This window comes from Clostridium sp. D46t1_190503_E9 (assembly GCF_015555225.1).
In the GTDB taxonomy this organism is placed as follows: Bacteria; Bacillota; Clostridia; order Clostridiales; family Clostridiaceae; genus Clostridium.
The window spans coordinates 274,010-295,903 of sequence record NZ_JADNKB010000004.1; the positions used below are offsets into that span (position 1 = coordinate 274,010).

At 28.0% G+C, this 21,894-nt stretch carries 16 protein-coding genes; 15 read left to right on the forward strand and 1 reads right to left on the reverse strand.

Going from position 1 to position 21,894, the window contains the following annotated elements:
* Positions 1–116: 116 nt before the first annotated feature.
* The 15 genes from I2E83_RS06625 to I2E83_RS06695 all read left to right on the forward strand — a co-directional run bounded on the left by I2E83_RS06625 (position 117) and on the right by I2E83_RS06695 (position 20,824).
* Entirely contained in the window at positions 117–2,162 is a 2,046-nt protein-coding gene (locus I2E83_RS06625) for a hypothetical protein (RefSeq protein ID WP_195429178.1), read from the forward strand.
* 66 nt (positions 2,163–2,228) lie between these two features.
* Positions 2,229–2,483, forward strand: coding sequence for an EscU/YscU/HrcU family type III secretion system export apparatus switch protein (locus I2E83_RS06630; protein WP_195263803.1), 255 nt, complete (start codon positions 2,229–2,231; stop codon positions 2,481–2,483).
* A gap of 132 nt (positions 2,484–2,615) precedes the next feature.
* Entirely contained in the window at positions 2,616–3,302 is a 687-nt protein-coding gene (locus I2E83_RS06635) for a metallophosphoesterase (RefSeq protein ID WP_195263804.1), read from the forward strand.
* Positions 3,303–3,849: 547 nt separating this feature from the next.
* Positions 3,850–9,864, forward strand: a complete 6,015-nt coding sequence (locus I2E83_RS06640; protein ID WP_195429179.1) for an alpha-N-acetylglucosaminidase TIM-barrel domain-containing protein — start codon at positions 3,850–3,852, stop codon at positions 9,862–9,864.
* Positions 9,865–10,469: 605 nt separating this feature from the next.
* Complete coding sequence (locus tag I2E83_RS06645; RefSeq protein ID WP_195263806.1) at positions 10,470–11,108, forward strand: DUF3793 family protein; 639 nt, start codon at positions 10,470–10,472, stop codon at positions 11,106–11,108.
* Positions 11,109–11,462: 354 nt separating this feature from the next.
* A complete protein-coding gene (locus tag I2E83_RS06650) occupies positions 11,463–11,741 on the forward strand; it encodes a DUF2325 domain-containing protein (RefSeq protein WP_195429180.1) in 279 nt (92 codons plus the stop codon).
* Between the two features lie 126 nt (positions 11,742–11,867).
* Positions 11,868–13,622 (forward strand): ABC transporter ATP-binding protein/permease, encoded by a 1,755-nt coding sequence (locus I2E83_RS06655; protein WP_195429182.1) that lies wholly within the window; start codon positions 11,868–11,870, stop codon positions 13,620–13,622.
* Positions 13,623–13,624: 2 nt separating this feature from the next.
* Entirely contained in the window at positions 13,625–15,295 is a 1,671-nt protein-coding gene (locus I2E83_RS06660) for an ABC transporter ATP-binding protein (protein WP_195263809.1), read from the forward strand.
* A gap of 88 nt (positions 15,296–15,383) precedes the next feature.
* Positions 15,384–15,674, forward strand: a complete 291-nt coding sequence (locus tag I2E83_RS06665) for a nitrous oxide-stimulated promoter family protein (protein ID WP_195263810.1) — start codon at positions 15,384–15,386, stop codon at positions 15,672–15,674.
* A gap of 31 nt (positions 15,675–15,705) precedes the next feature.
* Positions 15,706–16,116, forward strand: coding sequence for a YbaN family protein (locus I2E83_RS06670; protein ID WP_195263811.1), 411 nt, complete (start codon positions 15,706–15,708; stop codon positions 16,114–16,116).
* An 11-nt stretch (positions 16,117–16,127) separates the two neighbouring features.
* Entirely contained in the window at positions 16,128–16,451 is a 324-nt protein-coding gene (locus I2E83_RS06675) for a hypothetical protein (protein WP_195263812.1), read from the forward strand.
* A 314-nt stretch (positions 16,452–16,765) separates the two neighbouring features.
* Positions 16,766–16,999 (forward strand): glutaredoxin family protein, encoded by a 234-nt coding sequence (locus I2E83_RS06680; RefSeq protein WP_195263813.1) that lies wholly within the window; start codon positions 16,766–16,768, stop codon positions 16,997–16,999.
* Between the two features lie 100 nt (positions 17,000–17,099).
* Entirely contained in the window at positions 17,100–17,753 is a 654-nt protein-coding gene (locus tag I2E83_RS06685; protein ID WP_195263814.1) for a Crp/Fnr family transcriptional regulator, read from the forward strand.
* A gap of 114 nt (positions 17,754–17,867) precedes the next feature.
* Positions 17,868–18,149 (forward strand): metalloregulator ArsR/SmtB family transcription factor, encoded by a 282-nt coding sequence (locus I2E83_RS06690; protein WP_195263815.1) that lies wholly within the window; start codon positions 17,868–17,870, stop codon positions 18,147–18,149.
* Positions 18,150–18,352: 203 nt separating this feature from the next.
* Positions 18,353–20,824 (forward strand): FAD-dependent oxidoreductase, encoded by a 2,472-nt coding sequence (locus tag I2E83_RS06695; RefSeq protein WP_195263816.1) that lies wholly within the window; start codon positions 18,353–18,355, stop codon positions 20,822–20,824.
* 94 nt (positions 20,825–20,918) lie between these two features.
* Here the strand turns inward: I2E83_RS06695 and I2E83_RS06700 are convergent, their stop codons facing one another.
* Positions 20,919–21,893 (reverse strand): methyl-accepting chemotaxis protein, encoded by a 975-nt coding sequence (locus tag I2E83_RS06700; RefSeq protein WP_195263817.1) that lies wholly within the window; start codon positions 21,891–21,893, stop codon positions 20,919–20,921.
* Position 21,894 lies beyond the last annotated feature (1 nt).

Genomic DNA, 21,894 nt, shown 5'->3' on the forward strand with positions numbered 1-21,894 from the left:
TAAAATATTTCCAAGTGAAAATTATTTAATCATAGAGTTTATAAATTTATATATGTTAAGATGTTAGATAAAGTATTCGACATTATAAATAATATAGATGTATATGAGGTGGAGTTATGCCAGGAGTTTTTAATGTAGGTAATTCATATAATACAAATAATAAAAGAATATCTAGTAAGCTAACTTTTGATTCTGGTGAGAAGTTTTCAGGAAAAATAATTAAAAAAGATGATAAAAATGAAGTTACTATAAAGCTAATAGATGGTTGGGAATTTTCTGCACAAATAGACGGAGATATAGAAGGATTAGAAAATGGATTACAAAGATTTCAAGTTGAAGGCTTTGTTGACGGAAAATTAAAGTTAAAAGTTATTGCTAAGAATATCAAAGGTGATGAATTAGCTCAAGGTGAGTTTAATGATATAATTTCTAGTTCAGGCTTAAGTAAAGATGACGTTGCTTTATTAAAATCAATGTTAAAATTTGATATTCCTCTTACTAAGGAAAATATAAGAGAAATTAAGGGACTAATTCAATTTCTAGATAAAATACAGGTAAATCCAAAGGAAATAGATGAATTTATATCTAAGTATTTAATGGGGAAGGGAATATCTCAAAATAGTGAAGAAGGAACAAAAATTAATAATGTATTAAAGGAGTTTTTAGGAGAGTTTAAAACTTTATCTCATGATGATATTTTATTGTTTATCGAAAATGATATGGAATTTAATAAAGAAAATATAAAAGGATATAATAATTTATTTAAAGGAAAAGAAAGCATATTAAAAGTACTTGATAAAATTTCTAATTCAATACCTGAACTTAATAAATTTACAAAGGAACATATGCTAGAAAGTAATTCAAAGCAAAGTATTGAAAATTTAGATATTAGTACCATAAGTCCTAAATCTATAGATGTAGAGGGACAAAATGTAGAAGGACAAAATGTAGAAGAACAAAAAATTACAAAAGTACCTCAACTTATTAATGAGCAAGAGACAAGTATTAATAATAAATTAGCTAATGATGTTTATCAAAAGAGTGATATGGGAAATGCAAAAGTTAGTATGTTATCTCTTCTTAAATCTATTTCAGGTCAAAATGAAGATTTACTTAACACATCTTTAAAAGATATATTAGCTAATAGAAGAATGGAATTTACAAGTAGTGAATTTGATAGAGTTTTCAATTTAATAAATACTATTAAGCCAGAAGAATTAATAAATAAGATTAAAGAAACTATATTTGAATTTAATGATATTGGTGCTCAAAATATAGTAGATGATTTTAGTAATTATTTGAATAAAACTAATAATGAAACTTTAGGTGTAAAAGAATCCTTAGATTTTAGTAAAGGACAATTAGAAAAGGTACTTTCAAATGTTATGGGAAGAGGTATAACATTAACAGAAGAGGAATTTTCAAAATTAAAAGATGTTATTAATTTAAAAAATCAAGAAATTATAGACAATGATACACATCAAGGTCAAAAGATAAATGATTTAGCTAAAGATATACTAACTAAAGATAATATTATTGGTACTAATAGTAATAATATTGATAAATTAAATGATAATAATATAATAAATAAAAATCTAACTAAAAGTATTCCAACAAAAGAATTAATAGAAGTTTCCCTAAATAAAGGAACAGAAGGAAGTAAAGAAATAATTAAAGATTTAATATCTAATTTAAAAAGCGAATCTTTAATATCAGAGAAGATTTTAGATATTATAAAAAATAATATTAGTGATATAAAAGTATTTAATAAGATAAGCTCAGAATATTATTATGCAGATATTCCAGTTAGTATAAAGGAAAGAGAATATCCTTGTAAGATAATAGTAAAGGACAATAGAAAAGAAGGTAAAAAGATAGATAGTACAAACGTTAAGATGGTAGTAACAGTGGAAACTAAGAATTTAGGTACAGTAGATGGATATATGGAAGTATTAGATAAAAAAATAAATATAGAATTAAAGTGTGAAGAAAAATTTGTTAAAATAATTGATATGACAAAGAGCAAGTTAGTTAATAATATAGAAAGCATGGGTTTTTTAGTTAATGTAAAAGTATCTAAGAAGGAAAATGAAGTTTCATTAACATCATGTAGAGAATTTTTTAATTCTAATTCAGGAGTATCACTTGATAGAAGAGTATAAATAAGCATTTATAAATTTAGGAATATCACTTAATAGAAATTAGAGTTATTATCTTTAGGAGGAGAAATGAAGTATAGAAAAAAAGCAGCAGCTTTAAAATATGAAGAAAATTTAATGGCTCCAACTGTTACTGCAAGTGGTATGGGACATATTGCAGATAAAATACTTGAAAAAGCAGAGGAAAATGATGTTCCTATAGTGTATAATAAGGAATTAACAGACCTGCTTTGTAATGTTGATATAGGTGATTATATACCATCTGATCTTTATGAAGCAGTAGCTCATATTATTGCATATGTAACAGACTTAGATAGTTTTTAGATGTATGAAAGTAAATAAATACTGAATATGCTTTTGAAATATGGGCTTTCATATTAGTTTAATAAATAATATTATATAGGTAAACTAATATATAATGTTAAGAAATTTATGTCAGAAAGGTGAGTAGATTAAATGGCTTTATATGCTATTTCAGATCTTCATCTTGCTTTTACAACAGACAAACCAATGGACATATTTGGAGCAAAGTGGCTTAAGCATGATGAAAAGATAAAAGAAAATTGGATAAAAAAAATCACAGATGAAGATACAGTGCTTATAGCTGGAGATATATCCTGGTCAATGAGATCAGATGAAAGTAAAGTTGATTTAGATTGGATAGATGCATTACCAGGGAAAAAAATAATTTCTAAGGGAAACCATGATTATTGGTGGGGCGGAATATCAAAGCTTAATAGAATGTATGAAAATACGAAATTTCTTCAAAATAATTTTTATACTTACGAGGACTATGCTATTTGCGGATCAAGAGGATGGATTTTAGAAGGCAGTGATAGATTTACAGAAAAGGATAAAAAAATATTTGATAGAGAGATTATAAGATTAAGACTTTCCTTAGATAAAGCTAAAGAAGCAGGATATGAAAATATAATAGTTATGATACACTATCCTCCAATGAATGAGAAAAGAGAGAATTCAGCATTTATTGATTTATTTAAAGAATATGGGGTTAAGAAAGTAATATATGGACATCTACATGGACCTTCATTAGCAAATGTGCTAAATGGAGAGCATGAAGGAATTGAATACTTAATGACATCATGTGATTTTTTAAACTTTGATCCAAAAAGAATACTTTAAAGATGGGGCTGTATCAAAATAAATTTTGATATTAGCCAATAAAAGAGAAGTTTTAATTAGAGCTTCTCTTTTTTTGCATACTTTGCGCATATATAAATAATATACAAAATTTCTATTTAAGTTTAAAAGCGTCTTTAAGTAGAATAAATGGTTTAAAAGGGGCTCGCGTTTCGCGAGGCCCTTTATAAAAATAAGATATTAACTTTTTTTGGCAATAAAGATTACTTGAAATTGAATAAATTTATATTAAATAGATTCCTAAGACTTCTCTATTTATTTTTCATAGTAAATTTGGTTAAAAGTATATTTGTTTAGTGTATTTTTGTTCATAAAAAGTTTAAAAAAAGTACAATAACTGTTATTGACATAGTTAAGTAAATTAGGTTAAAATTTCTATGTAAATGAATACAAATTATATTGGCGTGTAACTATGAAAATAGGCATTAGCTGAAAAGGGAATTGTCTCTTTTTGGCTTTTTTTATTTTTAGAATTTATGTATTCGTTTAAATTAGTAAAAATACATACATTTCAAGGAGGAAATTATTAATGAAAAACGTTAAACAGCATATAGCTAAAGCCCTAGCTATAACAATTACTTCAAGTATGCTTACCTCTATACCATTTGAAGTACAAGCTTCTGTAGGTAATAAAATAAGCGCTGATAATATAAAGATATCAGCAAAAAGCAATACTTCGGGACATGATGTAGAACTTGCTATTGATGGTGATCCAAGTACTTATTGGGAATCATCAAATCATTTCAGATGGGTAGAACTAGAGTTAGATGGAACGTATGACTTATCAGCAATTAAGTTAATTAATAAAACTAATGGGTATTATAATTATAATATTTATGTAACAACTGATGGGGAAAACTATACAAAAGTTGCATATAAAGATAATGAAGAAAATGCAACAGTTGAAGGTGATTTATATAATTTAAATAATGTAAAGGCATCTAAAATAAGAATAGATGTTACATTTAGTTCAGATAATAATGATTCAAATATAGCTGAAATCGAATTATATGGTGAAAAGATTTCAGATGAAAGAGTAGAAGAAAAAGCTATAAGTGTAGAGAACTTTAGTGAAACAAAATGGGAAGAAGAGTATAGTAAATTTGAAAACGATGTAAATTATGCATCTCAAAAGACAATACAAGAAATGTATGATATGGTTGGAAGAGTTATTGGAGATGAATACAAAGATAAATTCCAATTTGAATTAATAAGCCAAACTTCATCAGGAACAGATGTTTTTGAGGTTGAAGATGGAGCTGATGGAAAAGTAGTAGTAAGAGGGAATGATGGTGTTTCACTTGCATCAGGATTTAATTACTATTTAAAAAATTATGCAAAGGTTATGTACAATCCTATAATGGGATCAAATTTAAATATGCCAGAAGTTTTACCTAGTGTTGGAGAAAAGGTTGTCATAGATACACCTTATGAACAAAGATATTCTTTAAATTTCTGTACTTATTCATATACAATGGCATTTTGGGATTGGAATGAGTATGAAGCATTTTTAGATTGGTCAGCAATGAATGGATATAATCTAATTTTAGATATTGTTGGACAAGAGGAAGTATTAAGAAGAACTTTAAATAAATTTGGATATTCAGATGAAGAAATAAAAGAATATATATCAGGTCCAGGTTATTTTGCATGGTTCTATATGCAAAACATGACAAGCTTTGGAGGACCATTACCAAATAGTTGGTTTGAAGATAGAACAGAGCTTGGAAGAAAAATGCATGATAGAATGCAGACTTTAGGTATAACACCAGTACTTCAAGGATATTCAGGTGGAGTTCCTTTAGACTTTACTGAGAAAAATCCAGATGCTCAAGTTATTAAACAAGGTGAATGGTGTGGTTTTGATAGACCTGACATGCTTAGAACCTATGTGGCTGAAGGTGAAGAGGATTACTTTGCAAAAGTTGCAGATGCATTTTATGAAGCACAAAAAGAAGTTTTTGGTGAAGTAAGTGATTATTATGCTGTTGATCCATTCCATGAAGGTGGAAATACTGGAGGATTAGATAATGGCAGAATTTATTCAACAGTTCAAAATAAAATGTTAGAGCATGACGAAGATGCAATATGGGTAATTCAGCACTGGCAAGGAAATCCAGATAATGCAAAGCTTTCAGGTCTTAATAAAGAGCACTCATTAATATTAGATCTTAATTCAGACTTAAATCCAGATTGGAAAAGATTTGATAATCAAGACTTACCTTGGGTATGGAATATGCTTCATAACTTTGGGGGAAGAATGGGATTAGATGGACAGCCAGAGATATTAGCTAATAATATCCCAAGTGCCTATGCAAATTCAGAAAACATGAAGGGGATAGGTATTACTCCAGAAGCAATAAATAATAGTCCAATAGTTTATGAGTTAATTGGCGATATGATTTGGACAAGAGATTCTATAGATTTTAGACAATGGACCATGGATTATATTGAAAGAAGATATGGTAAGGAAAATGCTGATATTCAAGAAGCATGGAAAATATTATTAGAAACTGCATATAAAAAGACAAATGATTACTATCAAGGAGCAGCAGAATCAGTAATAAACGCAAGACCAGCTAAACAAATCAATAGTGCTTCAACATGGGGACATAGTAAAATACCTTATGATAAGGCAGAATTAGAAAAAGCTTTAGAGCTATTTATAAATGCATATGATGATTTAAAAGGTAGTGAAGCATTTATATATGATTTCTTAGATGTAACAAAACAAGTTTTAGCAAACTCTGCACAAGAATATCATAAAGAAATGGTTGCTGCTTATGATAACGGAGATATAAATAACTTCAAAAAGATTTCTACTCATTTCTTAGAGTTAATAAAGCTTCAAGAAAATGTTTTATCTACTAGTCCAGAATTCTTAGTAGGAACATGGATAGAGCAAGCTAGAACTATGCTTGAAGGTGCAGATGATTGGACTATGGATTTATTTGAATTCAATGCAAGAGCTTTAATAACTACATGGGGAGATTATAAAAATGGTTCTTTAAAGGATTACTCAAATAGACAATGGGCTGGTTTAACTAATGATTTATATTATAAGAGATGGGAAATGTGGGTTAATAACGTAACAAATGAATTAGAAGGAAAACCTACTCAAAATATAAATTGGCATAAAGTTGAATATAAGTGGGCTAATGAAAAAACTACTGAAAATAATAGATATGCAACGACAGGTTCAGGAGAAGATTTAGGAGCTCTTGCAAAAGAAGCTATGGATAAATTCTCTGTAACTAATATGGAAGCATTTTTAGAAGGTGGATCAAGTGCAGTAGAAAAAGTTAATATTGCACTAGGTAAAAACGTAGTAATCGAAGGCGTTGAAACAGCTTCAGGATTCCCAGCATCTAATTTAACTGATGGAACTACAGGAAGTGCCTGGATGGCATCAGAAGCTAAATGGCCTGTTACAATGACTATAGATTTAGAAGAGGAAAAGAATCTTAATGGTATAGCCTTTGCTCCAAATCAAGCAGCAGGTGGGTTCCCAATAACTTATAAAGTAGAAGTTAGAAATGGAGCTACTTGGAGTACTGTTGCAGAAACTATAGACGGTACTATTACAGGAACTATATCAATAGATTATAAAGGAACTGCTGATGCAGTTAGATTTACTTTTAATAGTACTGATTCAACTCTAGTACCAGAAATGAGAGAATTAATGGTATATGAAAATGCAGGCGAAAAAGTAGAATACGATAATGTTGCACTTAATAAGCCAGTAGATGTAAAAAATGTAGGAACAGATAGACCTGCGTCAAATATTACAGATGGAGACGATAATACATTCTGGTCTGCAACAAGTGAAGGAATAGGTGCTGAGATAACTGTAGATTTAGAAAAGAATGAAATGGTTGATTTAGTAGAGATTGTTTTTGAAAAGGCAAAATTACCATTCCAATTTGAAGTGAGAGCAATTGAAGCAGATGGAACTGAAACAACTATTCTGGATAAAAAATCAGAATCAAATGCATTAGAAAGAAGATATCAAATACCTGTAGAAAGAGAAATAAAAGGTATTAAATATATATTAACAGGTAAAAGTGGTGCTGGTGATTTTCCAGGTGCATGGGCAGCCTTAGCTGAAATAAAGGCTTTAAGAGAAAAAGAAGTTGTAGTTGAAGCCATCAATGTAGCTTTAGATAAACCTGTAACAGGAAGTGATGCAGAAAGCGGAAAGCCTCTTTCAAATATAACAGATGGAAAAGAAGATACATTATGGATATCAAACGGTGGAGTAATGCCAGCAAATGCTCAAATTGATTTAATTAACTCTTACTTCGTTGAAAATATTGAGTTAATTTTTGAAAAGGAAGGTTTACCATTCCAATTCCATGTTGATGTAATTGACTCAAATGATGTAGTTCATACAGTATTAGATATGAGAGAAAATGATACTGTTATAGATCATAAATATACAATACCTGTAGGAAAAAATATAAAAGCTATAGATGTTAAAATAACTGGTAATAATGGACAAGGAACTTCTTACTTAGCATGGCCAGCAATAGCAGAAGTTAAGGCTTACTCAAAGCCAGAAAATGTAGCTTTAAATGCAACTGTAAATCCAGATACAGGAGCAGCATTAGTAGATGGAAATGAAACAAATGGAATTACAATAAGATCAGGAGATGTTAAAGAATATATTATAGACTTTGGTAAGATAGTGGATATTAACACAATTGAAACAATAGGTAAAGCAGATGGTGGATTAAAATACACAGTTGAGTATAGAAGTATGGAAGATGAAAATGAGTGGATAAGCTTCCTTGATAAGAGTGCTAACACTAATGCTTCAGAAAAATTACTAACTGCATTAAAGAATCCAATTACTACAAATGCAGTGAAAGTTAAATTTATTAATGAGTCATTTACTATAAATGAATTTAAAGCTTATAAGGCAGATGCAACAGGTAAGCTATTAACTTATATAGGTGAATTAGAAAAAACTTATAATAGTACTATTGTTGGAGATCTTTCAGGACAATATCCACAAGAAGCTAAAGATGCATTATTATTAGCAATAAATAATGCAAAGGCTGCTTCAAAAAATGGAATTAATTCTATGGAAGTAGACCAAGAGATAGTTAAGCTTAAAACTGCGTTAAATAGTTTCTACTCACAAGTTGTTACCATTAATAGAAGACCGCTATTAACAGCAATTAGTGATGCAAATATAGTATTAAATGCTTTAAAAGATAGTTTAAATGCAGAGGAAAAAGTAGAAAGTAAAGCTATAATAGATGATAGAATAGCTAAGTTAGAAGCAGGAATAGCAGAAGCAAATGGAGTTCATGAAACTAAGTCTGTAACTCAAGGACAATTAAATGAAGCTGAAGCTAAGCTTAAAATATTAATTGAGGAAGGCTATGCAGAATTAGATGCTCATAATAAATATAAGGTAGAGTTATCTATAGCAGAAGATCGAGTAAATAATGCAGTTGCTGGTGAAGGTGATGGTCAGTATTTACAATCAGATATTGATGCTTTAAAAGCAAGTATTACAAAGTCAAAATCAGATTATGAAATAGCTAAAACTGTGGAAGAAGTAAATTCTATTACGGAATCATTAATAAAATCTGTAAAAGATTTTGAGGCGAAGGTTATAGTAGTTAATAAAGAATCATTAGCTAATGCAATATCAGATGCTGAAGAAATAGCAAAAGATGCAGATGGAAAGTATTATGCTTCAGCAATTGAAGTATTCATAAATGAAATAAATAATGCTAAGGCTATTTTTAATGATGAAAATTCTAGTCAATCATCAGTAAATAATGCTATTGAATCTTTATTAAACGCACAAGCTAAGTTATTAGAGTCAATTATTCCAGATAAAACAGAGCTAAAGAGTTTAGTTAATGATGCAAATGCTTTAGTTAAGAAACTTGAAGCATATGATAGCTTAAAGGATTTAAAGGAAGAGTTATCTAGTGTAATAAAAAATGCTAATGTTGTTATTGAAAATGAAGATGCAACAGTAGAACAAATTGCAGAAGTAATTAATTCTTTAAAAGATACTATTAGAAAGGCAAATGATAGTATTAAAGGATTTGAATCAGTTTCAAAATCTGAGCTTCAAGATACTATAGATAAAGCTGAAGCCTTAAATAAGAAGGATTATACAAAGAATAGTTATTCTGTCCTAGAAGAAGCTATTAAAGAAGCTAAAAAACTTATAAGTAAAAATGATGTTACTCAAAGTGAGGTTGATGCAGCTACAGCTAGAATTAATAATGCTATGAATAATCTTGTTAAGATTAATCAAGATAACAATGGCGGAAATAATAACGGTGGAAGCAACAACGGAAGTAATAGTAACGGAAGCAATAACAGTGGAAGCAACAATAACGGAAGTAATAATAATGGTGGAAGCAATAACAGTGGAAACAATAACAGTGGAAACAATAATAGTAGTAACAATAATAATTTACCACAAACAGGAGGTGCTTCACCTATAGTAACTTTGGTTTTAGGAAGTGCAGTTGCAGCAGTAGGTGGACTATTCTTAAAAAAGAAAAAGTAATATTGGTGTAAAACAAAAGAATCTACATCTTAGTGAAAACTAAGGTGTAGATTTTTTTATTAAAAAATATTTTTAAACAAATATATGTCAATAGTTACATTCCTTATGGATAGAATAATGAAATAAGTACAAGTTTCTTTGCCATTATTGGTGGATTCGTAGCACCAATATTTGAATCATTAGGTTTTGAAACATAGGAAGCTAGAGTACCAATATTAACGGGCCTTGCTACTAAAGAAGTTATAATAGGTATTATTGAAATAGTATTATAATCTTAGTAAAACACTTTAATAAGGAAACAGTAGGTGGAACAGCTAATTTAGTAAAATAAGAGCTAAAAAACTATTTTATTATGCAATTAAAAATTTAAAATGAAAGATGTAAAATGAAGATAAAATGTACTACAAAGTAGTTTGAAGAAAATATAAATTAAGGGATGTCTGAGACATTCCTATTTTTTATGTATAATTCGTATATAAATTCCTAAAAATAAGAATAGTAGATTAAAAGATAATTAAGTAAGGATTGACAAAAATTATATAATAAAATAATATTTAATTGATAATGAATATCAATATTGATTAATAGAATAGGTGGTGTTATGTATGGATAAAATTGAATTTTATAAAGACTTATTCAATATAGAAAATGAAGAATCTATAAAAAAGTTCTTATTATATAATAGTTCCTTGGTGATAGCAGGCGTTAAACCTTCAGCAACTGTAACTATAAATAAAAAGTTAGAAAAGTTATATAAAACTTGGATTCAAGATGGGAAATCATTTTTAAAATCTATAAATTTAAGCTTTATTAATTTAAGAGAAGATGATAATGCCTCAATAATACTAATTTATAATAATGATATTCTAAAAAAGCATATATTTAAGCCTGAAAATATGGATTTTTTAATTAAACTTGGATATAAAAGAAATAATAATATTTCTTATTATATAGAATACTTAAAAGAAAGATATGAGAAATTTAAATGTCCTCATGAGCTTGGTATATTTTTAGGAATTCCAATTAATGATGTAAAAGGCTTTATGCAATGTAGTTATAAGAAGTGTTTAGGGTGTGGATATTGGAAAGTTTATAGCAATTATGAAAAGGCATTAGAAATATTCGATATATATGATGATGTAAGAGAAAAGACAATGGATAAAATTCTAGAAGGAGAACCTATTGATTCAATAGTAAACAATATAATTTTTAGTAACTACGATAATATTAAGTTTTGCATATAAGCAAAATTTTATAAATTGAGAATATAGAGGCTATGATAAATAGATATGTTCCTATAAATAATTAGGAAAAACTACTATGCCAAGAGTTTTGGTTAACTCGCTGTGCTCAAACAATTAAGCAACACCAAGGCCTAGTAGTTTCTCCAACACCAAGTACTTCTAATTGCTCGCTATATGCTTATTCCACAGTCTATTTATCTTCGCCAACTTATATTTTGCTACTTAAAATTACCCAAAAATGAATTAGTCTCATTAATGATATGTATTCGAAATTATATAAAAATCGGAAAGTTAATACATATCATTAAGAGTAACTATTATTATAAACAATTGAAAAGAAAGAGGGGATATTAAATGAGTATAGTTGTAATTGGTGGTCACGATAGAATGAGTAGGGATTATTTAAATATCTGTAAAAAATATAAATGTAAGGCTAAAATATTTACTCAAATGAAAGCTGGGCTAAATGATAAGATAGGTGGCGCGGATGTAATAATATTATTTACAAACATAGTATCACATAAAATGGCTATAAAAGCAAAAAAGGAAGCTGAAAGGAAAAATATAAGAGTAATTAATAATCATAATAGTACTGTTCATTCTTTAGAGGAAATTATAAAAAATATAATATAACGATGTTCATAAAAAATTAACAATAAAAATATAATATATAATTGAAAATGAATATCAATTACAGTATACTTTTGTACTGTAATTATCAAATGAAATTTAATATCAATGAAATGGGGGATTTATAATATGATGATCAATAAGAGGCTTATAAACCTTTGTAATGACTCTAAAAAGTATATTGGCCTCACTATATTTGTGAATTGGCTTGCTATTATCTGTAATATTATAATAATACTGCTTATAGGACAGTTTATTAATAATATTTATTCTGGTGAAACAACTATCATAGCAGATAAATCTATTTTTATATCTGGAGCAATAATATTCCTATTATTATGTTTAAGATTTATTTGCAATATTTTATATGCTAAATTTTCAGATTTGGCATCAACAAAAGCAAGAATGACTTTAAGAGAGCTTGTTTATAAAAAATTATTGAAGTTAGGAAATGGATACAGCAATGTAGAAAGCACTTCATCCATAGTTCAAGTAATGGTAGAGGGAGTAGAACAATTAGAAATTTATTTTGGAAAGTATCTACCACAATTTTTCTATTCATTATTAGTTCCAGTAACATTATTTGTATTTATGAGTTTTATATCATTTAAGGCAGCTTTAGTATTCATTCTTTGCGTACCTCTTATCCCAATATCAATAATTGCAATAATGAAAATTGCAAAGAGAATATTAAAAGATTATTGGAAGAGCTATTCAGATTTAGGTGGTACATTCTTAGAAAATCTTCAGGGATTAACAACTTTAAAGGTTTTTAATATGGATGAAGAAAGACATCAAAAAATGAATACAGAAGCAGAAAAGTTTAGAAAGATAACAATGAAGGTTTTAAGTATGCAACTAAATTCTATTACAATAATGGATTTAGTAGCCTTTGGTGGAGCAGCTTCTGGGACAATAGTTGCACTAATTCAATTTAGTAATGGGGAACTTAATCCTGGAAGTTTACTTGTAATAATTTTATTATCTTCAGAATTCTTTATACCATTAAGACTTTTAGGATCATACTTCCATATAGCAATGAATGGTATGGCAGCATCTGATAGAATTTTTGGAATACTAGATGCTAAAGAAAGAGAAAAAGACATAGACACTAACGTTAAAGAAATAGCTGGTGATATCACAGTTGAATTAAACAATGCTAGCTTTAGTTATGATGGAGAAAGAGAAGTTCTAAATGGCATAAATATGAAGATAACTCCAAAGGGAATGGTTGCGATTGTAGGGGAAAGTGGTTCAGGTAAAAGTACTATTGCATCTATAATTTTAAATAACTATAAAGTTAATAAAGGAAAAGTATTATTAAATTCAGTTGATATAGAAAAGATTGATTTAGATACTATTTATGAAAATATAGCCTTAATATCAACTAATAGTTATATATTTAATGGAACTATTTTAGATAATTTACTTATAGGAAAGAAATATGCAACTAATGAAGAAATAAAAAATGCATTAAAGCTTGCTAGACTAGATAGTTTTGTAGATAGTTTAAAAGATGGATTGAATACAAATGTAGGTGAAGGCGGAAGTGCTTTATCAGGGGGACAAAAGCAAAGATTAGCACTTGCAAGAGCTATTTTAGCAAATAGAAAGATGATAATATTTGATGAAGCAACTTCTAATATAGATGTAGAAAGTGAAGAAGCTATTTGGGAATCTATATATGATCTTTCAAAAGAAAAAACTATATTAGTAATATCGCATAGATTAGCAAATGTAAGAGGAGCTAAAAATATATATGTTATGAATAAAGGAATATTATGTGAAGAAGGTACTCATGAAGAGCTTATGAAGCTTAATAGATATTACTACAGCATGGTTGATAAGCAAAATGAATTAGAAGAAATTAGGGAGGTTTGTTAGATATGAAAAGAAGATCAGGCTTCCAAATAATGAAAAGATTAATAGTTGAGTTAAAACCATTAGCACCTGTAATGGTAATTACTATATTTATGGGAGTATTAGGCTTCCTTGCTGCAATTTCTATAGCTTCTTTTGGCGCTGTAGCACTAGGTGCATATATAGGAGATATAACTTTTATAAGCTTCAAGGGAGCAATGATAGTTATGGCTATTTCTGCACTTTTTAGAGGGTTCTTAAGATATGGAGAACAACTATCAGGGCATTATATAGCTTTTAAAATACTGTATATATTAAGAGATAAGATATTTACTGTATTAAGAAAATTAGCACCAGCAAAATTAGAAGGAAAAGAAAAAGGAAATTTGATTGCATTAATAACTTCTGATATAGAGTTATTAGAAGTATTTTATGCACATACAATAGCACCAATTTCAATTGCTATAATTACAAACTCAATTATATCAATAATTTTATTTAATATAAGACCAGTATTTGGTGTGTTAGCTGCTATATTCTTTTTAATAGTTGGTTTTGTAATACCTTATGCTTCATCAAGTTTTGCAAAAGAAGCTGGAGTAAATTATAGAAATATATTCGGTGAAAGTAATAATTATATTCTTGATTCATTAAGAGGATTAAAAGAAGTATTATTATTTAAAAATGGTAAAGAAAGGTTAAATAAGATAAATGAAAATTCAATTAGACTTAATAAGAGTTTAGAAAAAATAAAAAAGCATGAAGGAGTAATTAGAGCAACAACAGATATTACAATAATGATTGCAATATTAACTTTTGTACTAATTGGGACAAGCGAATATTTATCAGGGAATATAAGTTTTACTACTGCTATAGTTTCAATAGTAATAATAGCTTCATCTTTTGGACCAGTAGTTGCTTTAAGTAATTTATCAAATACATTACTTCAAACTTTTGCTTGTGCAGAAAGAATCTTTGCTCTTTTAGATGAAAAACCTCAAGTGGAAGAAGTAAGTGGTAAAGAAGACATACAAGGAAATGATATTGAATATAAAAGTGTAAGCTTCTCATATCCAAATAGAAAAGAAATGATATTCAATAATGCATCTTTAAACATAAGAAAGGGAGACAAGATTGCATTAATAGGGGAAAGTGGAATTGGTAAGAGTACATTCATAAAACTAATAATGAGATTTTGGGATGTTAATAGCGGGGATATAAAATTAGATAATATAGATATAAAAGATATTAATACAGAATCACTAAGAAGTTCTCAAACATTAGTTAGCCAAGAAACATATTTATTTAATGAATCAATAAGAGAAAATATAAAAGTAGGAAATAAAAACGCTTCTGAAGCAGAAATAATAGAAGCAGCAAAGAAAGCCTCAATTCATGATTTTATATTAAGTCTTCCAAAAGGATATGAAACTAGGGTTTCAGAACTTGGAGGGAATTTATCTTCTGGAGAAAAACAAAGAATTGGATTAGCAAGAGCTTTCTTAAAAGATAGTGATGTATTAGTATTAGACGAGCCAACTAGTAATTTAGATGCTTTAAATGAAGGGGAAATATTAAAAGCTATAAATGAAAATTGTAAAGAAAAAACTATTATATTAATTTCTCATAGAAAATCTACAACAGCTATTTGTGATAAGGTATATAAATTAGAAAATAAGCAAATTAAGATAAGTTAAAGTAAGTAAATTTAATTTTAAGAGGATGTAAAAGTCCTCTTAATTTAAAGAAGTACTTGATAATGATTATTAAATTCATGGGGGATATATGACTAAGATTGAAAGAGAAAAAAAGACAATAGAGCTTATGATAAAAATATATTGTAAAAAGAAGCATAAGGAAAAAGAGTTATGCGCTGAATGTAGCGAATTGCTTGAATATGCTTTGAAGAGACTTACTTATTGTAAATTTGGTGAAGAAAAGAGTACTTGTGGTAAATGTCCAATACATTGTTATAAAAAGGATATGAAAGAGAAAATTAAGAGGGTTATGAGGTTTTCTGGTCCAAGACTAATTATATATAATCCAATAGAGTTAATTAGGCATATTACGTACTAACTTAAATAATAATTGAAGAGGAGATATTATTATGAAGTCAATAAAAAAATATATTTATATAACAGTAGGACTAATTTCAGTAGTATTAGGTGCTATAGGGGTAGTACTTCCAATACTTCCAACAACACCGTTTTTACTATTAGCATCATATTGTTTTGCAAAGGGATCAGATAGATTTAATACTTGGTTTATAGGAACAAAGCTATATAAAAATCACTTAGAATCCTTTGTAAAAGAAAGAACTATGACACTAAAGGAGAAAATATGTATCTTAGCATTTGCAGATTTCATGTTAGCATTTCCTTTAATACTTATAGATAGCTTATTCATGAAGGGTGTGATAGTAGTACTTATACTATTTAAATTCTATTATTTCATCTTTAGAATAAAAACTATAACAGCAGAAGAAAAAGCAATAAGAAAATTAACACAAGAAAATTAGTTGGAGGAACAATGGAAAGAATATCATCATCGCTATTTATGTTATCATTATTATTTTATTATATACCTAAGATATTTAAAATAAAGAAGATAAACTTTGTAAAAACGCATATTTATCTTGGGACTATATCTGTATTAGCAATGTGCTTTGCATTAATACAAAAAATAGGTCAAGATGATTTCATAAAATATATTGGTTTTACTGGAATAATGATTGCTATTGGAGTAACAGGATACTTTTCAACTAAAAAGCCTAAGACATATAAGAAACCTCATATTATTTGTACTGTAGGATTTTTTGTTTATCTATTTACAGTTATAGCTATATTAAAATAATCTTAAATAATTACAAATAAATATGTTACTTAAATTTGGGGTATCAAAATAAGTATAGTGTTTATGAAAATCTAAATAGCTTTAAATATTTAGATTTCAAGAAGACTATATTTTTAAAGCTATATATGAATAGCTTTAATTTTAGAAATAGGTTAAGGCTAGAAAAATATACATTTATAGAAACGTACTTTTATATCTGAAAAGTATGTTTTTTTATAGAAAAATTAGTTTTGTGACTTTGTTACAGTCAAATTTAAAGAATGAGAATATACTTATATCATAGAGTAAATAATACATTATTGGAGGAAATAGAAATGAATAATATAAAAGTTTACACAACTAATACTTGTCCATGGTGTACAAAAGTAAAAAATTATTTAAAGAGTAAGAATATAAATTATGAAGAAGTTAACGTAGGATTAAATAGAGCAGCAGCTATGGAAATGGTAAATAAAAGTGGACAAATGGGAGTTCCTGTTTTGGATATAAACGGGAAAATAGTTGTTGGTTTTGATAAAAACACAATAGATAATTTATTAGGACTATAATATTAAATAATTATCAAAAACATTGATAAAGAAAAAAAGTAAAGCTAAAATAGAATTAGTTTTACTTTTTTTATTTTTAAGAATTTTATGAGGTAAGAGTATGGAGTTAAGAAAAAAGGTTATAGAAAATTATCCGTTTTTAACTGATTTAAGTGAAGAAGTATTAGAAGAATTTTTTAAGAGGGTTATTGTAAATACCTATGAAGTTGGACAAAGTATGTTTAATAATAAACAAAGTTGTATAGGATTTTCTTTTATATTAGATGGTAGAATAAGAATTTATAAACTTGGTGATGATGGAAAAGAGATAACTTTATATAGATTGGGTAAGGGAGATAATTGTTTTAACACAATATTATGTGCTTTAACTGAATCAGAAGAAACTTCATTTTCTGAGGTAGAAGAAAATGCAGTGATTGCTTTATTACCAATGGATTTTTTTAAGAGACATTTATTAGATAATAGTAGCTTCTTAAAATATATATTTAAAAATTTATACAATAAGTTTGAAACCGTAGTAGAAGGATTAGAAAAAGTTACATTTGACAGTATAGAAAATAGAATTATAAATTATTTTAAAGAAAAAATGAATGATAATAATGGTGGAAAAATAATTTATACAACTCATGAAAAAATTGCTGCAGATATAGGATCTTCAAGGGAAGTAGTAAGTAGGAGTTTAAAATCATTAGAAAAAAGAGAAATATTAGAACTTGGAAGAGGAAAGATAAAAATAAAAAATTGGATTTTTTAAATTAGTATTGACATTTAGGTAACAATATCTTAAAATTTGAATATAGTAATATTATTGACACAGAAATAACAATGATATGTGTAGTTAATATGTAAGATGAGAAGAGGTGATATCTTGGACAGTAATTACAAACAATACGAGGATATAGCAGAATTTTTAAAAGTTTTAGCTCATCCAGTTAGACTTTGTATAGTAAAAAATCTTTTAGAAAAGGGTTCTTGTAATGTAACTAATATGCATAGTTGCTTAGGTATGCCTCAATCTACAATTTCTCAACATCTTCAAAAGCTAAAGAGCGTTGGAATAATTAAAGGTGAAAGAAACGGACTTGAAATAGTATATGAAGTAGTTGATAAAAGAGCTGAGAAAATTATACAAGCTCTTATAGAAGAATAATATTCAAATTATTTATCAATAATTTAAATTTTTAATAGTGTAAAGTTGCTAATTTAGAACAGCTAAATTATAGCTGTTCTTTAAATTTAAAATAAATATCGTAATATTATAATATAACAATAATTAATTGAATGAATATTATATTGATTATAGATATAAAAAATTTAGAAAGAATAATATCAGCAGATTTAGGAGGATTTTTAATGAATAAGAAAGTTTTAATAGTTGGAGGAGTTGCAGGTGGAGCATCTGCAGCAGCTAGACTTAGAAGATTAGATGAAAATATAGAAATAGTAATGTTTGAAAAAGGTGAGTATATTTCCTTTGCAAACTGTGGACTTCCTTATTATGTTGGTGAAGTAATAAAAGAGAGAGATGCTTTACTTCTTCAAACGCCAGAAAAGATGAAAGATAGATTTAATATAGATGTAAGAATCAATAGTGAAGTTATACAAATTAATGCAGATGATAAAAAGGTAAAAGTAAAAACACTTAATAATGAAGAATATGAAGAAAGCTATGATTATTTAGTTTTATCACCAGGAGCAAAACCAATAAGACCTAATTTACCAGGAATAGATAGTAAAAAAATATTTACAGTTAGAAATGTTCCAGATACAGATAAAGTAAAAGCTTTTGTAGATTCCAAAGGTACTAAATCAGCCGTTGTTATTGGTGGTGGATTTATTGGAATAGAAATGGCAGAGAACTTAAGGGAAAGAGGTATTGAAGTAACATTAGTAGAAGCAGCACCTCATGTTATGGCACCTTTTGATTCTGAATTTTCAAGCTTAATTGAAAAAGAATTAAATTCTAATGATATAAGTATCATGTTAAATGAAAAAGTTAATGGATTTGAAGAAACTGATAATTTTATAAAGGTTAAGCTAGAAAGCGGAAAAGAAATAGTTGTTGATATGGTTGTTTCAGCTATTGGGGTAACTCCAGATACTACATTCATAAGAGATAGTGGTATAGAACTTGGAGAAAGAGGTCATATAATTGTAGATGATCACATGAGAACTAATAAAGATGGAGTATATGCGGCTGGGGATGCGGTAGTTGTAAAAGACTATGTAAATGGAAATGAAGCATTTATACCACTAGCAGGACCAGCAAACAAACAAGGAAGAATAATAGCTGATAATATAGCAGGTTTAAATTCAGCATATAAAGGAACTTTAGGAACATCTATAATAAAAATATTTGATATGGTTGCAGCTTCAACAGGAAATAATGAAAGAACTTTAAATAGATATGGAATTAAATTTAATAAGGTATATTTACATCCAATGAGTCATGCTGGATATTATCCAGATGCTACACCGCTAACAATAAAGGTGATATATGATGTTGAAGGTAAAATACTTGGAGCTCAAGCTTTAGGATATGAAGGTGTAGATAAATTTATAGATGTAATAGCAACATCAATTAAGTTTGGTGGAACAATGGAAGATTTAGCAGAACTTGAACTTTCATATGCACCACCGTTCCTATCAGCAAAATCACCAGCAAATATGGCAGGTTTTATAGCTCAAAATCAAACCAAAGGACTAGTAGATGTTATAAACATAGAGGATTTAAATAAATTTGATTCATCAAAGCAAATTTTATTAGATACAAGAGATAAGCAAGAAGTAGAGCTTGGAAAGATAGAAAATTCAATAAATATACCAGTTAATGATTTAAGAAATAATTTAGATAAGCTAGATAAAGATAAAGAAATTTTAGTTTATTGTGCAGTAGGAATAAGAGGTTATATAGCAGCTAGAATATTAAAGGCTAATGGCTTTAAAGCTAGAAACTTAAATGGTGGTTATAAGTCTTATGTAAACTGGAACTACAAAGCAAAAGTTTTTGAAAGTAAAAATAATAATATAAATAATAGTGAAAATGGAGATTCTGTAATGAAAGAAGTAGCAGCTGATAAGGTAAGAGAATTAAATGCAACAGGATTATCTTGTCCAGGACCTTTAATGCAAGTAAAAGCAACTATGGATGATATGAATGATGGAGAAGTCTTAAAGGTAAAGGTATCAGATGAAGGATTCTGTAGAGATATAGAAGCTTGGACTAAGAAAACTAATAATAGACTTATGAATTTAGATAAAAACAAGGGAATTATAGAAGCAACAATTATGAAGTGTTCAGATCAAATTCTATCTGGAACTGAAATTTCTAATACTTGTACTACAGTTCAAAATAATAATGGTCAAACAATGGTTGTATTTAGTGGAGATCTAGATAAAGCTATTGCTTCATTTATAATTGCTAATGGTGCAGCTACAATGGGCAAAAAGGTAACTATGTTCTTTACATTCTGGGGATTAAACGTACTAAGAAAGCCTGAAAAAATAAAGACACCTAAAAATATAATAGAAAAAGCATTTGGTATGATGATGCCAAGAGGTAGCAAAAAGCTTGGACTATCAAGAATGAATATGGGTGGAATGGGCGCTAAAATGATTAGAGGAGTCATGAAAAATAAAAATATTCAATCATTAGAAGACTTAATGGATGCAGCTATAAAAAATGGAGTAGAAATAGTAGCATGCACAATGTCTATGGATGTTATGGGAATTAAAAAAGAAGAGTTAATAGATGGAATAACTTATGGCGGCGTTGGATACTATCTTGGAGAAGCCGATGATGCAAATGTCAATTTATTTATATAATTAAAATAGCATATTTCAATCTAAAAAGGAGCTGTATAACAGCTCCTTTTTAGATTGCAAGTAATCTTTATTAAAATATATATTGCTTTAGTTATTAAAGTTGATTATTTAATGATGAAATAGTATCATCAAGCTTTTCTAAACTTGTAGCTTGAAGATCCATATTTGCAGCAATTTCTTCACATAATGCAGAATGCTCTTGAGAAATGGTAGAAACCCTTTCTATGATAGATAAAACATTATCTTTTTCAGAAGAAGCTACAGTTAGATTTTCTATGCAACTATCAATTTCTTGAATTGAATCACCTATTGATGATTTTATGTTTGTAAAGCTACTCTTAGTGCTAAGAAGAGTCTTTTGTTGATTATCAATTGCTGAACTACCAGCTTGCATTGCTTTAGAAGTATCAAGAATATCAGATTTTATATCATCTAATATTTTAGTAATACTTTCAACTGATTGTTTTGAGTTTTCAGCTAGTTTTCTAACTTCACCAGCAACTACAGAGAATCCTCTGCCGGCTTCCCCTGCTCTTGCAGCTTCTATTGCAGCATTTAAAGAAAGTAAATTTGTTTGGCTTGCAATTTGACTTATAGAATCTGTTATAGTATTTACTGATTCTAGCTTTGATACAAGAGAGTTTACTGTTGAACTAACTATAGTAAAAGCGTGTTGTAAAGACTTTAATGATTCATCTAAATCAGTAAATGTATTTAAGCCTTCATCTGCAACTTTATCAGTATCTAAAACAGCAATTTGAACATTTGTAACGTTATAAGCTAATTGTTCCATACGGCTATTAAAGTTTTCTAAAATGTTGCTTACATTATTAATTTCTTCTGCTTGAGTAAGAGTTGCAGTTGTTAAGTTAGATAATGAGTTATTAACATCTTGAATTGCATTAGAAATACTAGAACTAGTATCACTTAACATAACCATCTCATTTTTTAAATTCTCATTTGTATTTTCTTTTTCATCAATATTATTTGCAATAAAATCATCTGAAACTTCTTTAGTAACATCATTCATTGATATATTTTTTTTCTTTGATTTAGAAAATAAACCCATA

Coding starts and splice junctions, on each gene's coding strand:
- I2E83_RS06625 (WP_195429178.1), top strand. CDS start 117: ATGCCAGGAGTTTTTAATGTAGGTAATTCATATAATACAAATAATAAA.
- I2E83_RS06630 (WP_195263803.1), top strand. CDS start 2,229: ATGAAGTATAGAAAAAAAGCAGCAGCTTTAAAATATGAAGAAAATTTA.
- I2E83_RS06635 (WP_195263804.1), top strand. CDS start 2,616: ATGGCTTTATATGCTATTTCAGATCTTCATCTTGCTTTTACAACAGAC.
- I2E83_RS06640 (WP_195429179.1), top strand. CDS start 3,850: ATGAAAAACGTTAAACAGCATATAGCTAAAGCCCTAGCTATAACAATT.
- I2E83_RS06645 (WP_195263806.1), top strand. CDS start 10,470: ATGGATAAAATTGAATTTTATAAAGACTTATTCAATATAGAAAATGAA.
- I2E83_RS06650 (WP_195429180.1), top strand. CDS start 11,463: ATGAGTATAGTTGTAATTGGTGGTCACGATAGAATGAGTAGGGATTAT.
- I2E83_RS06655 (WP_195429182.1), top strand. CDS start 11,868: ATGATGATCAATAAGAGGCTTATAAACCTTTGTAATGACTCTAAAAAG.
- I2E83_RS06660 (WP_195263809.1), top strand. CDS start 13,625: ATGAAAAGAAGATCAGGCTTCCAAATAATGAAAAGATTAATAGTTGAG.
- I2E83_RS06665 (WP_195263810.1), top strand. CDS start 15,384: ATGACTAAGATTGAAAGAGAAAAAAAGACAATAGAGCTTATGATAAAA.
- I2E83_RS06670 (WP_195263811.1), top strand. CDS start 15,706: ATGAAGTCAATAAAAAAATATATTTATATAACAGTAGGACTAATTTCA.
- I2E83_RS06675 (WP_195263812.1), top strand. CDS start 16,128: ATGGAAAGAATATCATCATCGCTATTTATGTTATCATTATTATTTTAT.
- I2E83_RS06680 (WP_195263813.1), top strand. CDS start 16,766: ATGAATAATATAAAAGTTTACACAACTAATACTTGTCCATGGTGTACA.
- I2E83_RS06685 (WP_195263814.1), top strand. CDS start 17,100: ATGGAGTTAAGAAAAAAGGTTATAGAAAATTATCCGTTTTTAACTGAT.
- I2E83_RS06695 (WP_195263816.1), top strand. CDS start 18,353: ATGAATAAGAAAGTTTTAATAGTTGGAGGAGTTGCAGGTGGAGCATCT.
- I2E83_RS06700 (WP_195263817.1), bottom strand. CDS start 21,893: ATGGGTTTATTTTCTAAATCAAAGAAAAAAAATATATCAATGAATGAT.